Annotated in this window: 19 protein-coding genes; 15 read left to right on the top strand and 4 right to left on the bottom strand. The window is 61.2% G+C overall.

Going from position 1 to position 18942, the window contains the following annotated elements:
• Positions 1 to 23 precede the first annotated feature (23 nt).
• The 4 genes from rpsD (at position 24) to purB (ending at position 3852) form a co-directional block, all read left to right on the top strand.
• A complete protein-coding gene (gene rpsD, locus SMD27_RS23080) occupies positions 24 to 638 on the top strand; it encodes a 30S ribosomal protein S4 (protein ID WP_320510814.1) in 615 nt (204 codons plus the stop codon).
• A gap of 165 nt (positions 639 to 803) precedes the next feature.
• Positions 804 to 1742 (top strand): DMT family transporter, encoded by a 939-nt coding sequence (locus SMD27_RS23075; RefSeq protein WP_320510813.1) that lies wholly within the window; start codon positions 804 to 806, stop codon positions 1740 to 1742.
• A 177-nt stretch (positions 1743 to 1919) separates the two neighbouring features.
• Positions 1920 to 2456: a hypothetical protein gene (locus SMD27_RS23070; protein WP_320510812.1), complete on the top strand. Its 537-nt coding sequence runs from the start codon at positions 1920 to 1922 to the stop codon at positions 2454 to 2456.
• A 103-nt stretch (positions 2457 to 2559) separates the two neighbouring features.
• Positions 2560 to 3852 carry an adenylosuccinate lyase gene (purB, locus tag SMD27_RS23065; protein WP_320510811.1) on the top strand — a complete coding sequence of 431 codons (1293 nt, stop codon included), beginning with the start codon at positions 2560 to 2562 and terminating at the stop codon, positions 3850 to 3852.
• Between the two features lie 102 nt (positions 3853 to 3954).
• On the opposite strand, the gene SMD27_RS23060 is transcribed toward purB, so the two are convergent.
• Positions 3955 to 4278 carry a DUF1476 domain-containing protein gene (locus SMD27_RS23060; RefSeq protein ID WP_320510810.1) on the bottom strand — a complete coding sequence of 108 codons (324 nt, stop codon included), beginning with the start codon at positions 4276 to 4278 and terminating at the stop codon, positions 3955 to 3957.
• A 160-nt stretch (positions 4279 to 4438) separates the two neighbouring features.
• On the opposite strand from SMD27_RS23060, the gene SMD27_RS23055 reads away from it, so the two are divergent.
• The 9 genes from SMD27_RS23055 (at position 4439) to grxD (ending at position 11622) form a co-directional block, all read left to right on the top strand.
• Entirely contained in the window at positions 4439 to 5185 is a 747-nt protein-coding gene (locus tag SMD27_RS23055; protein WP_320510809.1) for an NRDE family protein, read from the top strand.
• A gap of 128 nt (positions 5186 to 5313) precedes the next feature.
• The gene (locus SMD27_RS23050) at positions 5314 to 5640 is read left to right on the top strand and encodes a hypothetical protein (protein WP_320510808.1); all 327 of its coding nucleotides are present in this window, start codon (positions 5314 to 5316) and stop codon (positions 5638 to 5640) included.
• Between the two features lie 316 nt (positions 5641 to 5956).
• Positions 5957 to 6721, top strand: coding sequence for a phosphoribosylaminoimidazolesuccinocarboxamide synthase (purC, locus tag SMD27_RS23045; protein WP_320510807.1), 765 nt, complete (start codon positions 5957 to 5959; stop codon positions 6719 to 6721).
• Positions 6722 to 6798: 77 nt separating this feature from the next.
• Entirely contained in the window at positions 6799 to 7041 is a 243-nt protein-coding gene (gene purS / locus SMD27_RS23040; protein WP_320510806.1) for a phosphoribosylformylglycinamidine synthase subunit PurS, read from the top strand.
• 13 nt (positions 7042 to 7054) lie between these two features.
• Entirely contained in the window at positions 7055 to 7744 is a 690-nt protein-coding gene (purQ, locus tag SMD27_RS23035) for a phosphoribosylformylglycinamidine synthase subunit PurQ (protein WP_320510805.1), read from the top strand.
• Positions 7741 to 9945, top strand: coding sequence for a phosphoribosylformylglycinamidine synthase subunit PurL (purL, locus tag SMD27_RS23030; RefSeq protein ID WP_320510804.1), 2205 nt, complete (start codon positions 7741 to 7743; stop codon positions 9943 to 9945). The genes purQ and purL overlap by 4 nt, the downstream gene beginning before the upstream one ends.
• A 31-nt stretch (positions 9946 to 9976) precedes the next feature.
• A complete protein-coding gene (locus tag SMD27_RS23025; protein ID WP_320510803.1) occupies positions 9977 to 10213 on the top strand; it encodes a BolA family transcriptional regulator in 237 nt (78 codons plus the stop codon).
• A gap of 93 nt (positions 10214 to 10306) precedes the next feature.
• A complete protein-coding gene (gene rarD, locus SMD27_RS23020; protein WP_320510802.1) occupies positions 10307 to 11212 on the top strand; it encodes an EamA family transporter RarD in 906 nt (301 codons plus the stop codon).
• A 71-nt stretch (positions 11213 to 11283) separates the two neighbouring features.
• On the top strand, positions 11284 to 11622 hold the full coding sequence (grxD, locus tag SMD27_RS23015; RefSeq protein ID WP_320510801.1) for a Grx4 family monothiol glutaredoxin: 339 nt from the start codon (positions 11284 to 11286) through the stop codon (positions 11620 to 11622).
• 74 nt (positions 11623 to 11696) lie between these two features.
• Here the strand turns inward: grxD and SMD27_RS23010 are convergent, their stop codons facing one another.
• A complete protein-coding gene (locus SMD27_RS23010; RefSeq protein ID WP_320510800.1) occupies positions 11697 to 12185 on the bottom strand; it encodes a DODA-type extradiol aromatic ring-opening family dioxygenase in 489 nt (162 codons plus the stop codon).
• Between the two features lie 450 nt (positions 12186 to 12635).
• Here SMD27_RS23010 and SMD27_RS23005 point away from each other — a divergent pair, with 450 nt between their 5' ends.
• Positions 12636 to 12854: an arginine deiminase family protein gene (locus SMD27_RS23005; protein ID WP_452094311.1), complete on the top strand. Its 219-nt coding sequence runs from the start codon at positions 12636 to 12638 to the stop codon at positions 12852 to 12854.
• Here the strand turns inward: SMD27_RS23005 and SMD27_RS23000 are convergent.
• Both SMD27_RS23000 and SMD27_RS22995 read right to left on the bottom strand, forming a co-directional pair.
• The gene (locus tag SMD27_RS23000; RefSeq protein ID WP_320510798.1) at positions 12813 to 14582 is read right to left on the bottom strand and encodes an alpha/beta hydrolase; all 1770 of its coding nucleotides are present in this window, start codon (positions 14580 to 14582) and stop codon (positions 12813 to 12815) included. The two genes, SMD27_RS23005 and SMD27_RS23000, sit on opposite strands and share 42 nt — an antisense overlap.
• Positions 14563 to 15855 (bottom strand): MFS transporter, encoded by a 1293-nt coding sequence (locus tag SMD27_RS22995; protein ID WP_320510797.1) that lies wholly within the window; start codon positions 15853 to 15855, stop codon positions 14563 to 14565. The genes SMD27_RS23000 and SMD27_RS22995 overlap by 20 nt, the downstream gene beginning before the upstream one ends.
• Before the next feature lie 332 nt (positions 15856 to 16187).
• Here SMD27_RS22995 and SMD27_RS22990 point away from each other — a divergent pair, with 332 nt between their 5' ends.
• Positions 16188 to 18935, top strand: a complete 2748-nt coding sequence (locus tag SMD27_RS22990) for an HAD-IC family P-type ATPase (RefSeq protein ID WP_320510796.1) — start codon at positions 16188 to 16190, stop codon at positions 18933 to 18935.
• Positions 18936 to 18942 lie beyond the last annotated feature (7 nt).

The following is an 18942-nucleotide window of genomic DNA, read 5'->3' as shown; positions in this document are numbered from 1 at the left end:
GTCATCGCGGGAAAGGACAACTTATGAGTAAGCGTATCGAAGCCAAGCATAAAATCGACCGCCGCTTGGGCGTCAATCTCTGGGGCCGGCCGAAGAGCCCGCTCAACAACCGTGAATATGGCCCGGGCCAGCATGGCCAGCGCCGCAAGAAGCCGACCGATTTCGGCATCCAGTTGATGGCGAAGCAGCGCCTGCGCGGCTATTACGGTTCGATCGGCGAACGCCAGTTCCGCAAGCTCTATGCCGAAGCTGTGCGTCGCCGTGGCGACACGTCGGAAATGCTGATCGGCCTCCTGGAAAGCCGCCTGGAAACCGTCGTCTATCGCGCCAAGTTCGTGCCGACGGTCTTCGCCGCCCGCCAGTTCGTCAATCACGGCCATGTCAAGGTCAATGGCAAGCGCGTCAATATCGGTTCCTATCAGTTGAAGGAAGGCGATGTGGTGGAAGTGCGCGAGCGCTCCCGGGATATGGCGCTGGTCGTCGGCGCCGCGCAATCCGGTGAACGCGACGTGCCGGAATATATCGAAGCCGATCATAAGAAGATGACGGCGAAGTATGTGCGCGTGCCGCAACTGGCCGAAGTGCCCTATCCGGTGACCATGGAACCGCATCTGGTCACGGAATTCTATTCGCGCTGATCCTGACGATCGGTGCAGTGAAAAGGCCGGCGTTTCAGCCGGCCTTTTTATTTGCCGAAGCGCATGCTCAATGAACAGCATGACCATCATGCGCTATCGCGATTTGACGGTGAAGAGGGCCGCTGTCACAGTCGCCGCCAAAACGGGGAGATATATAGGTCGATCATGGGTAAATGGGGCGCGAATCTCGGGCTGCTGATTGTGGCACTGACCTGGGGCACCGTCATACCCACCGTCAATTACCTGCTCCCCGTTTGGGATCCGTTCTTTCTTGGCTCGGTTCGTTATGTCGCCGGCGCGCCGCTCCTCATCATGCTGGTCTGGTTGCTGGAGGGCTTTCGCGAGGCGTCGCCGCGCATTTCCTGGTGGCGGCCGTTTCTGCTCGGCACGATCGGTCTCGGCTTTTTTGCACCGCTTTATACGGTGGGCGTCGCCCATGCCAATCCCATCGTCGCCGCGGTCTTGTCGGCGGCAGGGCCAGTGATTGCCGGGGTGGTCGCCTGGCTGAGCTTTCGCGAGCCGATGGATCGCCGGGTCGTGCCTGCGATCATTCTCGCCGTCTCGGGCTGCATTCTGGCCACGGTAGATTTTTCACAACTGCGCTCGGCCCATTCGGTCTTCGTGATCCGCGGCGGCGAGCTCCTCATTCTCGCCGCAGCCGCCTGCTGGTCCTGGTATTCGATTGCGGCGCAACGCTGGTTGACCGGCTGGTCGCAGCTTCGCATTTCCGCCAGCACCACGATCGGCGGCGCCCCCATGCTGATGGCGGTGTATTTCATGGCTGGACAGGTGGGCTGGGCTCAGGTGCCGCCGGCCCCGCCGCCCGATGGATGGCATCTCGCGCTGTTATGCTGGCTGACCTTCGTCTCGATCGTGCTTTGCCTGATCCTCTGGAATTATGGCGTGCGGCATCTCGGGGTCGTCGTTGCCACCGTATATCTCAATCTGGTGCCGATCGTGTCTCTGGCGATCCTTGCCATCATGGGTGTCAAGCCCAGCCTGGTGCAGATCCTTGGTGCAACACTGGTCATCTTTGGCATCCTTTACTCGGAATTTCTGCAATACCGGTATCGCCGGCGCCGGCGTCGGGCCGTGCCTGTGTAACCGGCCCTTGTCTTGCAAGTGGTATCATGGTTAAGCGGCGGTTAACCTAAGTCCCTGATTCAGCTCGCGAAACTGGATACAAATTTAAGACAATTTTAAATTCCCTCGCGTGAAACTTGTGCTCCTGAGGCCGGCTTTCGACCGGCCATGGATCGAGTGGGGACAAGGAGTCGGGGGATGACTGTCACAGAATACGGTTTCGAGACCGCATCGGCGGACCATGGGGCGCTCTCGCTGCTGGCCGGCGGCGATGATCTTTTCGATCTCACCCAACTTGCGGCCATTGCCGAAACAGTGCCGGCCCACAGCGCCATTGCCATGGAAACCGGCACGTCATCGGGCCTGGCCGTGGCAGACCATTTCCTGTCGGCGAGCCATGGCCAAGCCTTGCCGGCCCACCTGCTGGTCGCCAGCAATGATCCGGTTGATGCGGCAGGGCAGCTAGCCGCCAAACCGGGGCAAGAAACCACCCAAGACAACACTATGGCTATACATGACCCGGAGGATACGGCCCTGGCCCATCTCCAGCATCCGGCAGAACCGGTGGCACTCGCCGCGGCGGATATTTTCGCCGATACCGGCGGCGATCTGGCCTCGTTCCAGACGGCGGCCGGCGGCAGTCATGCGCCGATGGGCAGCGGCATTTTCACCCCCTTCAATCCCCAGCCGCTGCTGGACGGGCTGCATGCGATGGCGGTGCTGGCGCACGCTTAAAAAAGCGGCATGCCGGTCATGCCGACGATGTGGCGCGAATCCTGTTGACTTCCCGGTGGTTTGCCGGTGCTTTAGCGCCGCCAAGCGATAGGAGAGGTAACAGATGATTCCGCGCTATTCCCGCCCGGAAATGACCCGCATTTGGGAACCCGAGAACCGTTTCCGCATCTGGTTCGAGATCGAGGCCCATGCCTGCGATGCGCTCGCGGAATTGGGGGTGGTGCCGAAGGAAGCGGCGGCCGAGATCTGGGCCAAGGGCAAATGGGAAATCGCCCGTATCGACGAGATCGAGCGCGAGACCAAGCATGACGTTATCGCCTTCCTGACCAATCTGGCCGAACATGTCGGCCCGTCGGCCCGCTTCGTGCACCAGGGCATGACCTCCTCCGACGTGCTCGACACCTGCCTCGCCGTGCAGTTGAAGCAGGCGACGGATCTGCTGCTGGCCGATCTCGATCAGGTCCTGGCCGCGCTGAAGAAGCGCGCCTTCGAATACAAGCTGACGCCGACCATGGGCCGCAGCCACGGCATTCATGCCGAGCCGACGACCTTCGGTCTGAAGCTCGCCGGCCATTACGCGGCTTTCGACCGCGCCAAGCAGCGTCTGATCGCCGCCCGCGAAGAAATCGCGACCTGCGCCATTTCCGGCGCCGTCGGCACCTTTGCCAATATCGATCCCCGCGTGGAAGCCCATGTCGCGGCGAAGCTCGGTCTCAAGGTCGAGCCGGTCTCGACCCAGGTCATTCCACGCGACCGTCACGCCATGTTCTTTGCCGTGCTCGGCGTCATCGCCAGTTCGATCGAGAATCTGGCGACGGAAACCCGTCACCTGCAGCGCTCGGAAGTGCGCGAGGCTGAGGAATTCTTTTCGCCTGGGCAGAAGGGATCCTCGGCCATGCCGCATAAACGCAATCCGGTGCTGTCCGAGAACCTGACCGGTCTTGCCCGTGTCGTGCGCGCCGCCGTGACACCGGCGCTGGAGAATGTGACGCTGTGGCACGAACGCGATATTTCCCATTCCTCGGTCGAGCGTGTCTTCGGCCCCGATGCCACCATCGCCCTTGATTTCGCCCTGATGCGCCTCGCCGGCTTGGTCGACAAGCTGATTGTCTATCCCGAGGACATGCAGAAAAATCTCGATCGCTATGGGGGCCTTGTCCATTCGCAGCGCGTGCTGCTGGCGCTCACCCAGGCCGGCATGACGCGCGAGGAGGCCTATCAGGCGGTGCAGCGCAATGCGATGAAAGTTTGGCTCGAAGGAGCCGATTTCCTTACCGAACTGAAGAAGGACAAGGCAGTAACCGATCGGCTGCCGCTGGCCCAGCTCGAGGAATGTTTCGATCTCGGCTACCACACCAAGAATGTGGACGCGATCTTCAAACGCGTCTTCGGTTAAGCAGTTCGGTAACGTTATTATTGGACCGCGCCTAAACGAAACCGGCGGTGTCATGCACCGCCGGTTTTCTGTTCTTGCCGTAAGCTGACGGTCAGCAGGCCGTCAGGCTTCCGACATGATCTGCTGATGCGCTGTCTGCAGCAATTCTTCCATACGCTTGCGCAGGCGATGCTCGCTCATATCGACGCCTCGCGCCTTGAAATCCGCCAACACCTTCTGCACCACATCGTCGTCCCCCGGCTTTTCGAGATCGGCGGTGACGACGGTCTTGGCATAAGCCTCGGCTTCGCTGCCGTGAATGCCCAGCAGCTGCGCGGCCCACAGTCCCAGCAGCTTGTTTCGGCGGGCGCTTATGCGAAACTGCAATTCCTTGTCGTGCTTGAACTTGTTTTCGAAGCTTTGTTCGCGGTCATCGAAAGTCGACATAAAGGGCATTTCCCCAAAGCATGGATGAGTGCCTAAAAATGGTTGGCCCCTCCGCCTTCGTCAAGTCTAATAGCAAGGTCACATATTCGCAGTCTTGCGGTTGGCTGCGTATATTGGATGAAATTCTCGAGAATTACCCGAAAGTGCTCGAAAGCGGATCATGTGCAGTGTCATTATTTTGAGACGCCCGGAAGACGATTGGCCCATCCTCTGGGCCAGCAATCGGGATGAAATGGCCGACCGTCCCTGGTCGCCCCCGGGCCGACACTGGCCCGATAGGCCGGAAGTCATCGCGGGCCGCGACGATCTGGCCGGGGGCTCCTGGCTTGGCCTTAACGAAACCGGGGTTGTCGTCGGCATCCTCAATCGCATGAACACTTTGGGACCGATGCCGGGCAAGCGCAGCCGGGGCGAATTGGTGCTCGATGCCTTGGATTTCGCCGATGCAGCGGATGCGGTCGATATGTTGCAGCAGCTCGATCCCCAGGCTTATCGGCCGTTCAACATGGTGGTGGCAGATAATCGCGATGCCTACTGGCTACGCAATCTGGGCGACGGGGTGGAAGTGGAAGAGTTGCCGCCGGGGATTTCAATGATCACCGCCCGTGACCGGAATGATATCGACAGTTCGCGAATTCGCCATTACCTGCCGCGTTGGGAAACAGCCCGGGAGCCGGACCCCGACAAGGATGATTGGCGGGATTGGATGGAATTGCTGGCCTCGCGCGAAACCGAGCCCCGCGCCACGGTCTTCGATGCCATGAACATCATTTCGAATACCGGCTTCGGCACGGTCTCATCCTCGCTCATTGCCCTGCCCTCGGTGGCGCATAGTGAGCGTAAACCGATCTGGAAGTTCTGCGGCGGTCACCCCGATAAGGGCGAGTGGTACGACGTGCAGCTGTAGCCACATTGCAGATCTATGACGGCGCGCTGTTACACAATCCGATGATGCCAGACTTGCCGGCGACTCATCCGCTGGCATAAGCTCCGGCCTGAGGGGTGGCGTTTCATAGCCGTGAAGAAGAGGAACGCATGTTAACGCGCCGGCATTTATTATCGGGCATCGCATTGGGCACCCTGACAGTCCCCCTGGCGACCCGTTCAGCCCTCGCCATCACGCTTCAGGACATGCCAAAGCCGCTCAGTGATATGGCTGCCTTGCGTTGCAGTGCACAGGCCAGCGATCTGGCCGCCGCGGGGCCGCTCCCGGCCGGTGATCACAGCGCATTGATCGCCAAGCTGCGACAGCTGCTCAGCGACAAGATTGCTGCCGGCGCCAATCCGATGACGGCACAGGAAGTCGCGGTTTGCCCGATCTGCGGCTGCAGCCTGACCGTTACCGCGCAAGCCGCTTTCTAAACAATCTGCCGGGAACGATCTTTCACGCACGGGCCGACCGGGCGATCCCTGGTACGGCCAGGTAAGCTGCTGATCTGTATTGCTATTTTTGCATGCGCTGCGCTGCCGCATGAGGGGCTGCCAACGTTGTCATCGGGGGGCCGACCTGCTAGAAGGATGCGGATTCGCGCGCGGAGTCTTGGCCAGTCCGGAATTAACGTCCCACAGCTGTATCGGCTGGCTGGGGCAGTCGTGAAACAGCCGTTCCCTAGGATTAGCTCGGGAGACGGCCCGAACGGTCATTGCTGCGCCTGCCTGTTTTTTGTGGAGAAACCGGATGTCCCGCCGTCGCCGTATATATGAAGGCAAAGCCAAGGTCCTTTTCGAGGGCCCTGAGCCCGGGACCCTGGTCCAGTATTTCAAGGATGATGCCACCGCCTTCAACAATCAGAAGAAGGGCACCATCACCGGCAAGGGCGTCCTCAACAACCGGATATCCGAATATCTGATGGTCCGCCTGGGCGAGATCGGCATCCCGACCCATTTCGTCCGCCGCCTCAATATGCGCGAGCAATTGGTGCGCGAGGTCGAGATCATCCCGCTGGAAGTTGTGGTGCGCAATGTCGCCGCCGGCTCGCTGTCAAAGCGTTTCGGCATTGTTGAAGGCACCCAGCTCCCGCGCTCGATCGTCGAATATTATTACAAGTCCGATGAACTCGGCGATCCGATGGTCTCGGAAGAACACATCACGGCTTTCGGCTGGGCGCAGCCGCAGGATATCGACGAGATGCTCGCATTGTCGCTGCGGGTCAATGATTTCCTGACCGGTCTCTTCCTTGGCGTCGGCCTGCGCTTGGTCGATTTCAAGCTGGAATTCGGCCGTCTCTACGAGAATGAGGAAATGCGCATCGTGCTGGCCGATGAGATCAGCCCGGATAATTGCCGCTTGTGGGACGTGAAGACCAATGAGCGGCTGGACAAGGACCGTTTCCGCCGCGATCTCGGCAATGTCGAGGAAGCCTATCAGGAAGTGGCGCGGCGTCTCGGTATCCTGCCGGAAGGCGGCCCCCGCGACATGAAGGGCCCGGCCACGATGCAATAGGGACCATGTAGTAAGCCCGAGCCTGCTGATGGCCGGCGATCGATACGACCCTTCGGACGAAAGAGGACAGAACTGATATGAAGGCCCGTGTGCACGTTACCCTGAAAACCGGCGTTCTCGATCCCCAGGGTCGCGCGATCGCCCATGCGCTCGGCACACTCGGTTTCGATGGCGTCCAGGATGTCCGCCAAGGCAAATATATCGAACTCGATCTCGCCGAGACCGACAAGGCCAAGGCGAAGAGCGCCGTCGATCAGATGTGCGCCAAATTGCTCGCCAATACGGTGATCGAGAATTACAGCATCGAACTCGTCGACTGACGGGGTGACGACAATGAAAGCTGCCATCGTGGTCTTCCCCGGCTCGAACCGGGAGCAGGATGCCAAAGCCGCACTCAGCAAAGCCCTCGGCACCGAGCCGGTCATGGTCTGGCATCGCGACAGCGAATTGCCCAAGGTCGATCTGGTTCTTGTGCCCGGCGGCTTCTCCTACGGCGATTATCTGCGCACCGGCGCCATTGCCGCCCATTCGCCGATCCTGCGCGAAGTGAAGGAGCGGGCCGAGAAGGGCGTGGCCGTCATCGGCATTTGCAACGGCTTCCAGATCATCACCGAAGCCGGCATGCTGCCGGGTGTCCTGCTGCGCAATTCCCATCTGAAATTCGTCTGCCGCAATGTCCATCTGAAGGTCGCGACCACCCAGACCCTGTTCACTTCGCGTTACGAGAAGGACCAGGTGTTGAGCGTGCCGGTGGCGCATCACGACGGCAATTATTTTGTCGATGACAAGACGCTCGGTGAAATGGAAGCCAACGACCAGATCGCCTTCCGCTATTGCGCACCGGACGGCAATGTCGCGGTCGAGCACAATCCGAACGGATCGCTGCGCAATATCGCCGGTGTCTTCAATCGCACCAAGAATGTGCTTGGCATGATGCCGCATCCGGAAAACGCCATCGATCCGCTGCAGGGTTCGACCGATGGCTTTGCGCTGTTCCAAGGCATGGTGGAGGCGCTGTCGTGAGTGCCGTGAAGATTACGCCCGAAATCGTCGCCGAACACGGCCTGACGAGTGACGAATACAAACTGGTGCTGGAGATCATGGGCCGCGAGCCCTCGATGACTGAACTCGGCATCTTCTCCGTCATGTGGTCGGAGCACTGCTCCTACAAATCCTCTCGCGTCTGGCTGAAGAAGCTGCCGACCAAGGCGGCCTGGGTAATCCAGGGGCCGGGCGAGAATGCCGGCGTCATCGATATCGGCGATGGCGAGGCGGCCGTCTTCAAGATGGAAAGCCATAATCACCCCAGCTTCATCGAACCCTATCAGGGTGCGGCGACAGGTGTCGGCGGCATCATGCGCGATGTCTTCACCATGGGCGCGCGACCGATTGCCAATGTGAATGCTTTGCGTTTCGGCGAGCCGGAAGATTCCAAGACCCGTCATCTGATCGCCGGCGTGGTCGCCGGGATCGGCGGCTACGGCAATTGCATGGGCGTGCCGACGGTGGCGGGCGAAGTCAATTTCCACGCCAGCTATAACGGCAATATCCTGGTCAATGCGATGACCGTAGGCCTCGCCGATGCCGACAAGATCTTCTATTCGGCGGCGGCGGGTGTGGGCAATCCGGTGATCTATGTCGGCGCCAAGACCGGGCGCGACGGCATTCACGGCGCCACCATGGCCTCGGCGGAATTCACCGATGATTCGGAAGAGAAGCGCCCGACTGTGCAGGTCGGCGATCCCTTCACCGAGAAGCTGCTGCTGGAAGCCTGCCTGGAACTGATGGCGACCGATGCCATCGTTGCCATTCAGGATATGGGTGCGGCCGGCCTGACATCCTCCTCGGTCGAAATGTCCGACAAAGGCGGCCTTGGCATCGAGCTCGATCTCGACAAGGTGCCGGTCCGCGAGACCGGCATGACCGCCTACGAGATCATGCTCTCGGAAAGCCAGGAACGCATGCTGATGGTGCTGAAGCCGGAAGCGCGCGAGACTGCCCGGGCGATCTTCGAGAAGTGGGAACTGGATTTCGCTGAGATCGGCGTTCTTACCGATACCGGCCATCTCGTTTTGAAGAAGAACGGCAAGGTCGAGGCCGATATGCCGGTCTCGCCGCTGGTCGACAAGGCACCGGTCTATGAGCGCCCCTGGGTGGCGACGCCGAAGCAGCCGGAGATCGCGGCCTCGAGCCTGCCGGTGCCGGCGGATATCCCCGCCGTGCTGCTGCAGCTGCTCGGCTCCGCCGATCTCTCCAGCCGCCGCTGGGTCTGGGAACAATACGATCACCTGGTGATGGGCCGCACGGTGCAGCGCCCCGGCGGCGATGCCGCCATCGTGCAACTGCCGGGCAAGCCCAAGGGCCTCGCCATCACCAGCGATTGCACGCCGCGCTATTGCTATGCCGACCCGCATCAGGGCGGCGCCCAGGCGGTGGCAGAGACCTGGCGCAACATCACCGCGACCGGCGCCAAACCGCTCGCCATCACCGACAATATGAATTTCGGCAATCCACAACGGCCCGAGATCATGGGCCAGTTCGCCGGCTGCATCGAAGGCATGGCGGAAGCGTGCAAGGCGCTCGACTATCCGGTCATTTCCGGCAATGTCTCGCTTTATAACGAAACCAACGGCAAGGGCATCCTGCCCACCCCGGTGATCGGTGGCGTCGGTGTCATCGCCGATGTGGGCAAGAGCGTCTCGATCCCCTTCAAGGAAGCGAGCGAAACCGTGCTGCTGATCGGCGAGACCAAAGGTCATCTCGGCGCCTCGATTTACTTGCGTGAAATCCACGGCCGGGAAGAAGGGGCACCGCCGCCAGTCGATCTCGTGGCTGAACGCCGCAATGGCGATTTCGTGCGCGGTTTGATCGATGGCGGCCTGGTAACCGCGAGCCATGATTGCGCCGATGGCGGCCTGCTGGTGACACTGGCGGAAATGGCGATGGCCGGGGGGATCGGCGCCCGCATCGGCGTGCCGGCCGGCGTGGATTTCGCCCATGCCTATCTGTTCGGCGAGGATCAGGGGCGCTATGTCCTGACGGTCCGCAGCAAGGATGCCGAGGCCATCATGACCAAGGCCGAATTGGCGGGCGTGCCGATCACCCGCCTGGGTGAAACCGGCGGCGACAAGCTGGATCTCGGCCGCCATGGCGCGATGGATGTCGGCGCGCTAAAATCGACACATGAGGCTTTCTTCCCGCGTCTGATGAGCGCGGTGGAATAAGCCGATCGGGGATGGGAGAGGGAGAAACACCATGGCGATGGAAGCCAGCGAAATTGCGCGGCTGATCAAGGAAGCCCTGCCGGATGCCCAGGTGACGATCGAGGATCTGCGGGGCGATGGCGACCATTACGCCGCCCAGGTCATCTCGGCGGCCTTTGTCGGCAAGACCCGTGTGCAGCAGCACCAGATGGTTTATGAAGCGCTGCGCGGCGGCATGGGCGATAAGCTCCATGCTTTGGCTCTGCAGACCTCGGCGCCGAAGGCCTGAACCTAGCTCGCCGTTGCAGTTGACGATAGCCGGGCTTGTCCCGGCTATTCTGTTGGTGCCGGTATATCGAGCAATGGGTTCCGGTCTGTAATCATGACCCCAGCTACCAAACGCGGATTGCTTGCCGCTTTCGCCGCCTATGTTCTGTGGGGCGCGCTGCCGGTGTATTTCCATGCTGTTGCAGAAATTTCGCCGATGGAGGTGCTGTCCCATCGGGTGATCTGGTCGCTGGTAGTGACGGGTTTCGGCGTGATGCTGCTCGGCAATTGGTCGGCCCTTCGTCTGCTGGTGAGTTCACGCCGCCGCATGCTGCAATTGGTCGCCGCGGTAACGATGCTGTCGGTCAATTGGCTGACCTATATCTGGTCGGTTGGAACGGACCACGTCATCGAAGCGGGCCTCGGTTATTACATCTGCCCGCTGATGAGCGTCCTGCTGGCGGCTGTGATTCTGCGGGAGCGGATTTCCTGGGGACAGCTTGCCGGCATCGTTTGTGTTGCCGCCGGCGTGCTGTGGCAGGTTGTGGCAGTTGGGGAGGTGCCCTGGATCGCCCTCATCCTGGCCGTGACCTTCGCCTTCTATGGTCTTGGCCGAAAGGTTGTTGCCTTGCCGGCGATCCCCGGCCTGTTTGCCGAAACCCTGGTGCTGCTGCCCGTCGCGCTCGTCTATTTGGGCTGGGCCGAAGGTACTGGGCAAGGACATTTCATAAATGGGGACTGGCATTGGCGCGGGCTTTTGGCTTTGGCCGGCCCTTTCACCGCTATTCCCCTGCTGCTTTTCGCCGCGGGAGCCAACCGGCTTGATTTGCGGACCTTGGGCTTGATGCAATATCTCAACCCGACCATGCAGGTTCTTGTGGCTATTTTCCTATTAGACGAGCGGATCCTGCCGGGGCAGGGTGTTACCTTTCTGCTGATTTGGCTTGGGCTTGCCCTCTATTCCTTCTTGCCCTGGCTCGCCCGTCGGCGACAAATACCTGCACAGGGCGGTCAGGATTGACATTCCGCCGGATTGCCGCCATGTACCAAGAAAGCTTCGTATGACGACCTCCGTTTTCCAAGGATTAGGCCATGAGCAACCCGGTTTTCGACCGCATTCGCGATGACATCACCAACAATGACGTCGTGCTTTACATGAAGGGCACGCCGGTTTTCCCGCAATGCGGCTTCTCGGCGGCGGTGGTGCAGGTGCTGACGCATGTCGGCGTGAAGTTCAAGGGCATCGACGTCCTCACCGATCCCAGCCTGCGCCAGGGCATCAAGGAATTCGCCAATTGGCCGACGGTTCCTCAACTTTATGTGAAAGGCGAATTCGTCGGCGGCTGCGACATCATCCGCGAGATGTATCAGTCCGGCGAATTGCAGGAATTGCTCCAGACCAAGGGCGTCAGCACCAATCAGGCCGCCTGATCGTCTGATCGACCGGTTAACGAACAGCCCGGCTGGTAATCCAGCCGGGCTTTTTTGCGCCTCGTTTAGACAGCTCATCCATTCCAGCGATAGGCCGCCATGCTGAGGCTGCCATGGGCGAAACTGCGGTGAAGCGCGGTCGCTTTCGCCTCACCGATGGAAGCGGCGCCAAGCGCGACGAAGAGCGGCAGGAGATGATCTTCGCTGGGATGAGCGAGCGCCCCGCCAGGCGCTTTCTGCCGGTAATCGATCAGCGATTTCGTATCTCCTTCGACAAGTCGGTCATGCAGCCAGTCATCGAAAGCCTGCGCCCAATCGGGGGCCGGGCCGCCTTGCCAATTGATCTGGCGAAGATTGTGCACGGCTCCGCCGGAGGCCAGGATCAGCACCTGTCGGTCGCGCAATGGAGCGATGGCTTTGCCCAATGCCACATGATCAGCGGTCGAGCCTTGGGACAGCAGCGATAATTGCACCACGGGAATGTGGTGCTGCGGATAGATGAGCAGCAAGGGATTCCAGGCGCCGTGATCCAGGCCGCGCTGTCCGTCGAGCTCGGCATCCAAGCCGCTCGCGCGGATGAGCTTCGCGGCTTGCTCGGCCAGTCCGGATCACCCGGTGCCGGATAACGAAGCTGATAGAGCTCGCGCGGGAAGCCGTAGAAATCGTGAATGGTTTCGGGCTGTGCCGATGCGGTCAGGCTGGCTCGCGGATTGTCCCAATGCGCCGAAATGCAGAGGACGGCCGCCGGTCGTGGCAATTCACGCCCGAGTTCCGACATGAAACCGCGCGCCTCGATATCCTCGAAAGGCAGCATGGGCGAACCATGCGAAACAAACAGTACGGGCAGGCGGTCGGTCATGTCGCGCGCATCCTCCAGTGCTTAAGTGAACTGACTGTAGCCTCAATAATGACGCGCTGCAAAAGTCTGCCGCTCATCGCAAAGCCGCCGAGCCATCGACGTGCATAGAAGTTGAAGTGGATAAGAAGTTACCGGGAAATGTTTAACAAAGCTCATCCCAATCATCTGTGCCTCACCCGGCGTCGTCTTCGCCTATGACAGGAACACCTATGCCAATACCCTGTTGCGCAAGCAGGGTATCGAGGTGATTACGATATCGGGCGGCGAATTGGGGCGCTGTCGCGGCGGCGGGCATTGCATGACATGTCCGATTTGCCCGGGATGCGGTCGATTACTGAAGCGCGTCGCCTCTGTGGTCATTGTCTTTTGCTAGGTGCCGCTTCAGCCGTGCGATGTCGTCGGCGGACCAGCCTTTGACATCGGTCACCTCGATCCATGCGTCGACATAATGCGCCGGTGCGAAGACATGGCCGTAGCCCGGTGGCGTTGTCGTTGCCATCAACATGTCCAGCGTCAACTGAAACAGGGTTACGACGGGATACCAGCGCAGATCCGGCGACACGTCCGGCCCGCGCGGCGGGATCATCCAGTCGGGCTCGCGATATAGGTCCTGATAGTCGAAGAATGTCACCGGATCGCTTGCATATTGCAGATAGACGATCCGCATGGGTCCCCAGTGTGAATCCGGCGCGACGGCCACGCCGTCCTGGTTCATGAATCTCACGAAAGAACCGTCGCGGAACTGCGGCAGCCAGGCCGGCGTTCCGGGATTCCGGTCATTCATGAACGAACGCCAGACTTCGCTCGAATAAGGCGGTCCACTCCATAAGGCGCCATCGATCGGATCGCCAATTATCTCGAATAGCTGAACGGATTGGGCGGAATTCAATGCGCCGAGGCTGAGGCCGTGCAAATAAAGTCTCGGGCGATGGTCACGCGGAAGGCTCGTCCAGTAGCGATAGATTTCCGAGAACAGCGCCTGGGCGGTGTCGGCGCCATAGCCCGGATCGACCAGCAGGGTGAGCCAGCTGGGAAGATAGGAATACTGGATGGCAACGCTCGCCACATCGCCATCTTGGAGGTATTCGACACTGTCCAGCGCGCCGGGATCGATCCAGCCGGTGCCTGTCGGCGTCACCACGATCAGCACGGATCGGTCGAAGCCGCCGACCCGCTTCAATTCTTCCAGGGCGAGATTCGCACGGGCCTGTGGCGTCTCCCCGGATCGCAATCCGACATAGACGCGGACAGGCTCGCGCGTATCCTTCCCCGAGAAGGCGTGCAGATCGGCGCTGCTTGGCTCCGATGAGATGAATTCCCGGCCGGCTCGTCCAAGATCGTCCCAGCGGATCAAGGAGGCGCTGCTGCCGGTCTTCAGGGGCGCTGTCGGCGGGCTCGTCTCCGGCTCGATCAGCGCGTCATATTCGCGGAAGGAGGAATCCGCCAGATGCAGCAAGGCTCGGACGAGAATGCCGTTGATGACCGACCAGAATAGCGCAATCCCCACGATCGCGCCGAGGACATTGGACACCCGCTTCGGCAGGAAGCGATGAAGGCGTGTCGACACGAAATGGAACACCAGCTGAAAGAGCCGGGCCAGCGCAATCAAAATAGTCAGAGTTACCAGGGCGATCAGCGCGAAACCCAGCGGCTGCGCGCCGGCGAGCGGCTCGAGCTCCATGATCTGCCGGATCGAATTCTGCCACTGGGTCCACCGCCAGAAGAAAGCGATGACGATGATCGCGCATACGATGGCGGCGGCGAGTGTCACGTTGCGCAGGATACGGCCTTGGGGCCGAGGCACTTCCAGATAAGTCCACAGCCAGTTGCCGAGCACACCGATGCCATAGCCGGCGGCGAAGGAAAATCCCGAGAGCACCCCCTGGGTAAGAAACGTACGCGGCACCAGGGTCGGCGTGAGCGAGGCGGCAAAGAATAGCGACCCCAGGAGGAGACCGACCGTCGACAGGGAATGCCATAGTCTGACGAGCCAATCCCACCTCATATTGCTGAGCGCCCCATATTGGCCGAGCGTCGTCCGTCGCCCCGCGAGGTCGTCATTGGCGCCATGAGGACGGGTTCTACTGTTCCGCCACATCATGCGGAACCGGCTCCATCGGCGCAGCCTCGGCCGGGCGCGCCGGTCCGTCGGCGGCCCCGATCGGGTCATGCGCTACCGGTGCCGCCTGTGGTGTCAGGATATCAAATGGTCTTTCCAGATGCGGTGGCGCGGGGGAGGTCAAGCTCCGGCCGACAGCCAGCAGTGCTATCAGGCTGGCTGCGGCGGCCATGAGGTAGAACACGCCATCGATGTCGAAACGCCGCATGAGGCTCATGCCCAGGATAGGACCGAGTGCTGCTCCTACCCCGTTCGTCAGAATGAGGCGACCGCTCACCGCCAATACCCGATCGGCCGGCATGTGATCATGCGCGTTGGCGATGCAGACGGGATAGAGGCAGGACATGAAGCCGCCCAGCAGGACTGCGGCCGGCAGCTCTATCGCCGGGTGATTGGGCAGGTGGATAAGAGCAACGGCGGTGAACGCGAAGCCGAGGCCGAGCACCGCCAGCACGGAGAGCCGGTCGAACCGGTCGGAGCATCGGCCGACCGGCACCTGGAAGATGAGGCCGCCGAGGACCGCCACGAGCATGAAGAATCCGATCGTCGACTGTGGAATCTCCTCACCCTGCATCCAGGCCGGCACCAGGGCATAGAAGGTGCCGGTGATAAGGCCGCTTAATGCGCAACCGGCAACGGCGATGGGAGCGGCGCGCAGAAGCTGCTGGTAGGGCAGGCTGGGTGCTGTCGCCGTGCGGGGCGCTTCCGCCCGGGTCATGCTTACCATCACCAGGGCCAGGGAAAACAACGCGGCGATCATGCTGAACGGGCCTGCTGTCGTGACATTCACCCGGGCGATCAGGAGCTGCCCGAGTGCGAGCGCCACGAAGGTGCCGACCATGTAGATGGAAAAGATGCGACCGCGCTCGGCCGGTAGGGCCCTTGCGTTCAGCCAGCTCTCCGCAGTGACGAAAAGACCGGAGCAGCCAAAGCCGATCACTGCGCGCTGGATCAGCCACGGTAGCGGCCCGACAAGGAGCGGCATGGTCGCCGTCGCCGCGACGGCCAGTCCGGCGAAGGCGGCATAGGCGCGGATATGCCCGATCCGGGCGATGATTTTTCCGCAGCGCAAGGCGCCGATGGTGAAGCCCACGAAATAGCTGCTCAGCACGAGCCCGGCTGTGGTCGCCTCAAAATCCTCGATCGCCACGCGCAAGGAAATGAAGGTGTTAAAGAAGCCATTGCCGATCTGGATAAAGCCCGTCGCGATGATGAGCGTTCCGATTTGTGCGCGCGTCGACGTGTTTGACATCATGGCACTTCTCGCCCATCCGGTGCTGAAAGAGCTTCGAGAGTAAACTACATCCCACACTTCATTACATGTTGCGCGCCAGGAGGCGGCCGCGCGGTCTTTGATCGAAATGAAATACCATCATCCAAATCCGCCCGTTTCGCGGCGGCATATTGCTGCGGCGCGATAAGGATTAACCTTTGGCTATCTATTTAGATTGCAGCGTAGCAATTGTTCCGCCATTTGGCGATGCGGGTACAAATATATTGCGACAAGCTCGTGGATTGCGGCAAGCTCAGAGGGCGCCGCAATCTCTCGGGCGCGCAAAATGAGAGCAGTCCAGGGGGAGCGCGACCATGGACCAAGCCGCCAGGGCGAGCACCGCCGGAGATGCAGTGGCTTGGCATGCGATCGCGGCAGATGAGGTCGTGAAGCGGTTCGGCACCGACAGCATCAATGGGCTTGATCCCGATGACGCTGTGGCTCGGCTGCAGAAATACGGGCACAACCGTTTGCCGGAAGGCAAAAGACGGGGACCTCTCATGCGGTTCCTCGCCCAGTTCAACAATGTCCTGGTCTATGTCCTCCTCGGCGCCGGCTTCATCAAGCTGATGCTGGTTTTGTGGGTCGATGCATCGATCATCTTCGGCGTGGTCATCCTCAATGCGATTCTCGGATTCATCCAGGAAGGCAAAGCCGAGAAGGCGCTGGAATCGATCCGCAACATGCTCTCGGCCGAAGCGCGGACTTTGCGCGGCGGCGAGACGCGCTTGATCGCGGCGGAGCAACTGGTGCCGGGCGATATCGTGCTGTTGGAGTCTGGCGACAAGATCCCCGCGGACCTGCGCCTTGCCGATGTGAAGAACCTGCGCACTGAAGAAGCGGCGCTGACCGGTGAGTCAGTGCCAACCGACAAGAACATCGAGCCCGTTGCCCTGAATTCGACCGTAGGTGACCGTGGGTGCATGGCGTTCTCGGGCACGATGGTGGTGTCCGGTCGGGCGACCGGCGTGGTCGTCGCAACGGGCAGCACGACAGAGCTTGGCCGGATCAACGCATTGCTGGCCGGGGTCAGCGCGCTGGAAACGCCGCTGCTGCGCCAGGTCAAGAAGTTCGGCTATGCCATCACCGCCGTCGTCGCCGCTGTTGGCGTTCTGGTATTCGCTTACGGCAAGTGGGTGAAGGGCATCGATTTCGTTGAGCTGTTTCAAGCGGTGGTCGGCATTGCGGTCTCGGTCATTCCGGAAGGTCTTCCCGCCATCATTACCATCACCCTCGCTATCGGCGTGCAACGCATGGCCCAGCGCAATGCCATCATCCGGCAATTGCCGGCGGTGGAGACGCTGGGATCGGTATCGCGTATCTGCTCCGACAAGACCGGCACGCTGACGCTGATGGAAATGATGGTGGTGTCCGCCGTCACGGCTGAGGCGACGTACCAGGTCACCGGCAACGGCTATGCGCCGGAGGGCGAGATCACAAGGGACGGCAAAGCGGTCGCTAAGGAGCCGGTACTCGCACTTATGGGGCGCGTCTCGATGCTGTGCAACGACGCCGTGCTGTTCCAGGAGCAAGGCATCTGGAAGGTCGAAGGCGATCCGACCGAGGGGGCGCTTTATCCCTTCGCGACCAAGCTCGGCTTCGACCGCGGGGCCGAACTCGCTGCCTCTCCGCGGATCGATGCCATTCCGTTCGAATCGGAACACAAGTTCATGGCGACGCTCCATAGGTCGGCGGAGGGGCAGGAGTTCCTCCTCGTCAAAGGCGCGCCCGAGGTCATCCTGGCGCATTGCGATCGCCAGCAGACGGTCGCCGGACCAGCGGTGCCGATCGATCGAGCGCGCTTCATGCAGGCCTCCGACCAGCTGGCCGGGCAAGGGGAACGCGTGTTGGCGCTCGCTTGGCACGAAGGTCCTGTCGGCAAGCCGGCAGGATTGTCCCCGGCCGACCTGCCGAAGACCCTTGTCCTGCTTGGTCTGATCGGGCTTTTGGATCCGCCGCGCAAGGAGGCTATCGAGGCGGTGCGCGAATGCCATGGCGGTGGCATTCGCGTCACCATGATCACTGGCGATCACCGGATCACGGCGGCGGCGATTGCCGGGATGCTCGGCATCGGCGATGGAAAGACCGCCGTCACCGGGGCCGAGATCGAAGAAATGAATGAGGCAACCCTGCAGGAGACGGTACGCGAGGTCGATGTATTCGCCCGCGCCAGCCCGGAGCACAAGCTTCGCCTGGTCAAGGCCATCCAGGCCAACCGCCAGATCGTGGCGATGACGGGTGATGGCGTGAATGACGCGCCGGCGCTGAAGAAGGCCGACATTGGCGTCGCCATGGGAATCAAAGGCACCGAGGTCACCAAGGAAGCCGCCGAGATGATTCTCGCCGACGACAACTTCGCCTCGATCACCGCTGCGGTGAAGGAGGGGCGAACCGTCTATAACAATATCGAAAAAGCTATCCTGTTCATGCTGCCAACCAATGTCGCCCAGGCACTGGTGATCACGGTGGCGATCTTCCTGGGCTTCACCATGCCGATCACCGCACCGCAGGTTCTCTGGATCAACATGGTCACCTCGGTTGCCCTGGGACTGGTGATCGCTTTCGAGCCGCACGAACTCGACGCAATGAACCGCCCGCCGCGTGCGGTCGACCGGCCGATCCTGACCGGCTTCGGCATTTGGCGCGTGATCTTCGTCGGCCTGACGCTGCTCGCCGTCACGCTATGGGCGTTCTTCTGGATGAAGTCGCAAGGCGCGTCGGACGAACTCGCCCGCACGGTCGCGGTCAACATGATCACCATCGGCCTGTTCTACCTGCTGAACAGCCGCTACCTGCTGGACAGCTCCCTCTCTGTCACCGCCCATCTTGGCAACCGGTACCTGCCGCTCGGCATCGGCGCGGTCGTTGTCCTGCAGCTGCTTTTCACCTACGCGCCGCCGCTCCAGGCGATCTTCGGCAACGAAGCGATTCCGCTGCGGACCTGGCCCTGGCTTTTCGCCGGGGGCCTGGCGTTCTTCCTTGTGGTGGAAGCGGAGAAGCTCGTCATCCGGTCGTCGGCATTGCTGCGGCAAGCCGTGACCGCGGCAGAAGCGGGCACATAAGGGGGAC

This window comes from Dongia soli, assembly GCF_034044715.1.
In the GTDB taxonomy this organism is placed as follows: Bacteria; Pseudomonadota; Alphaproteobacteria; order Dongiales; family Dongiaceae; genus Dongia_B; species Dongia_B soli.
This window is presented reverse-complemented; position numbering and strand designations above follow the sequence as displayed.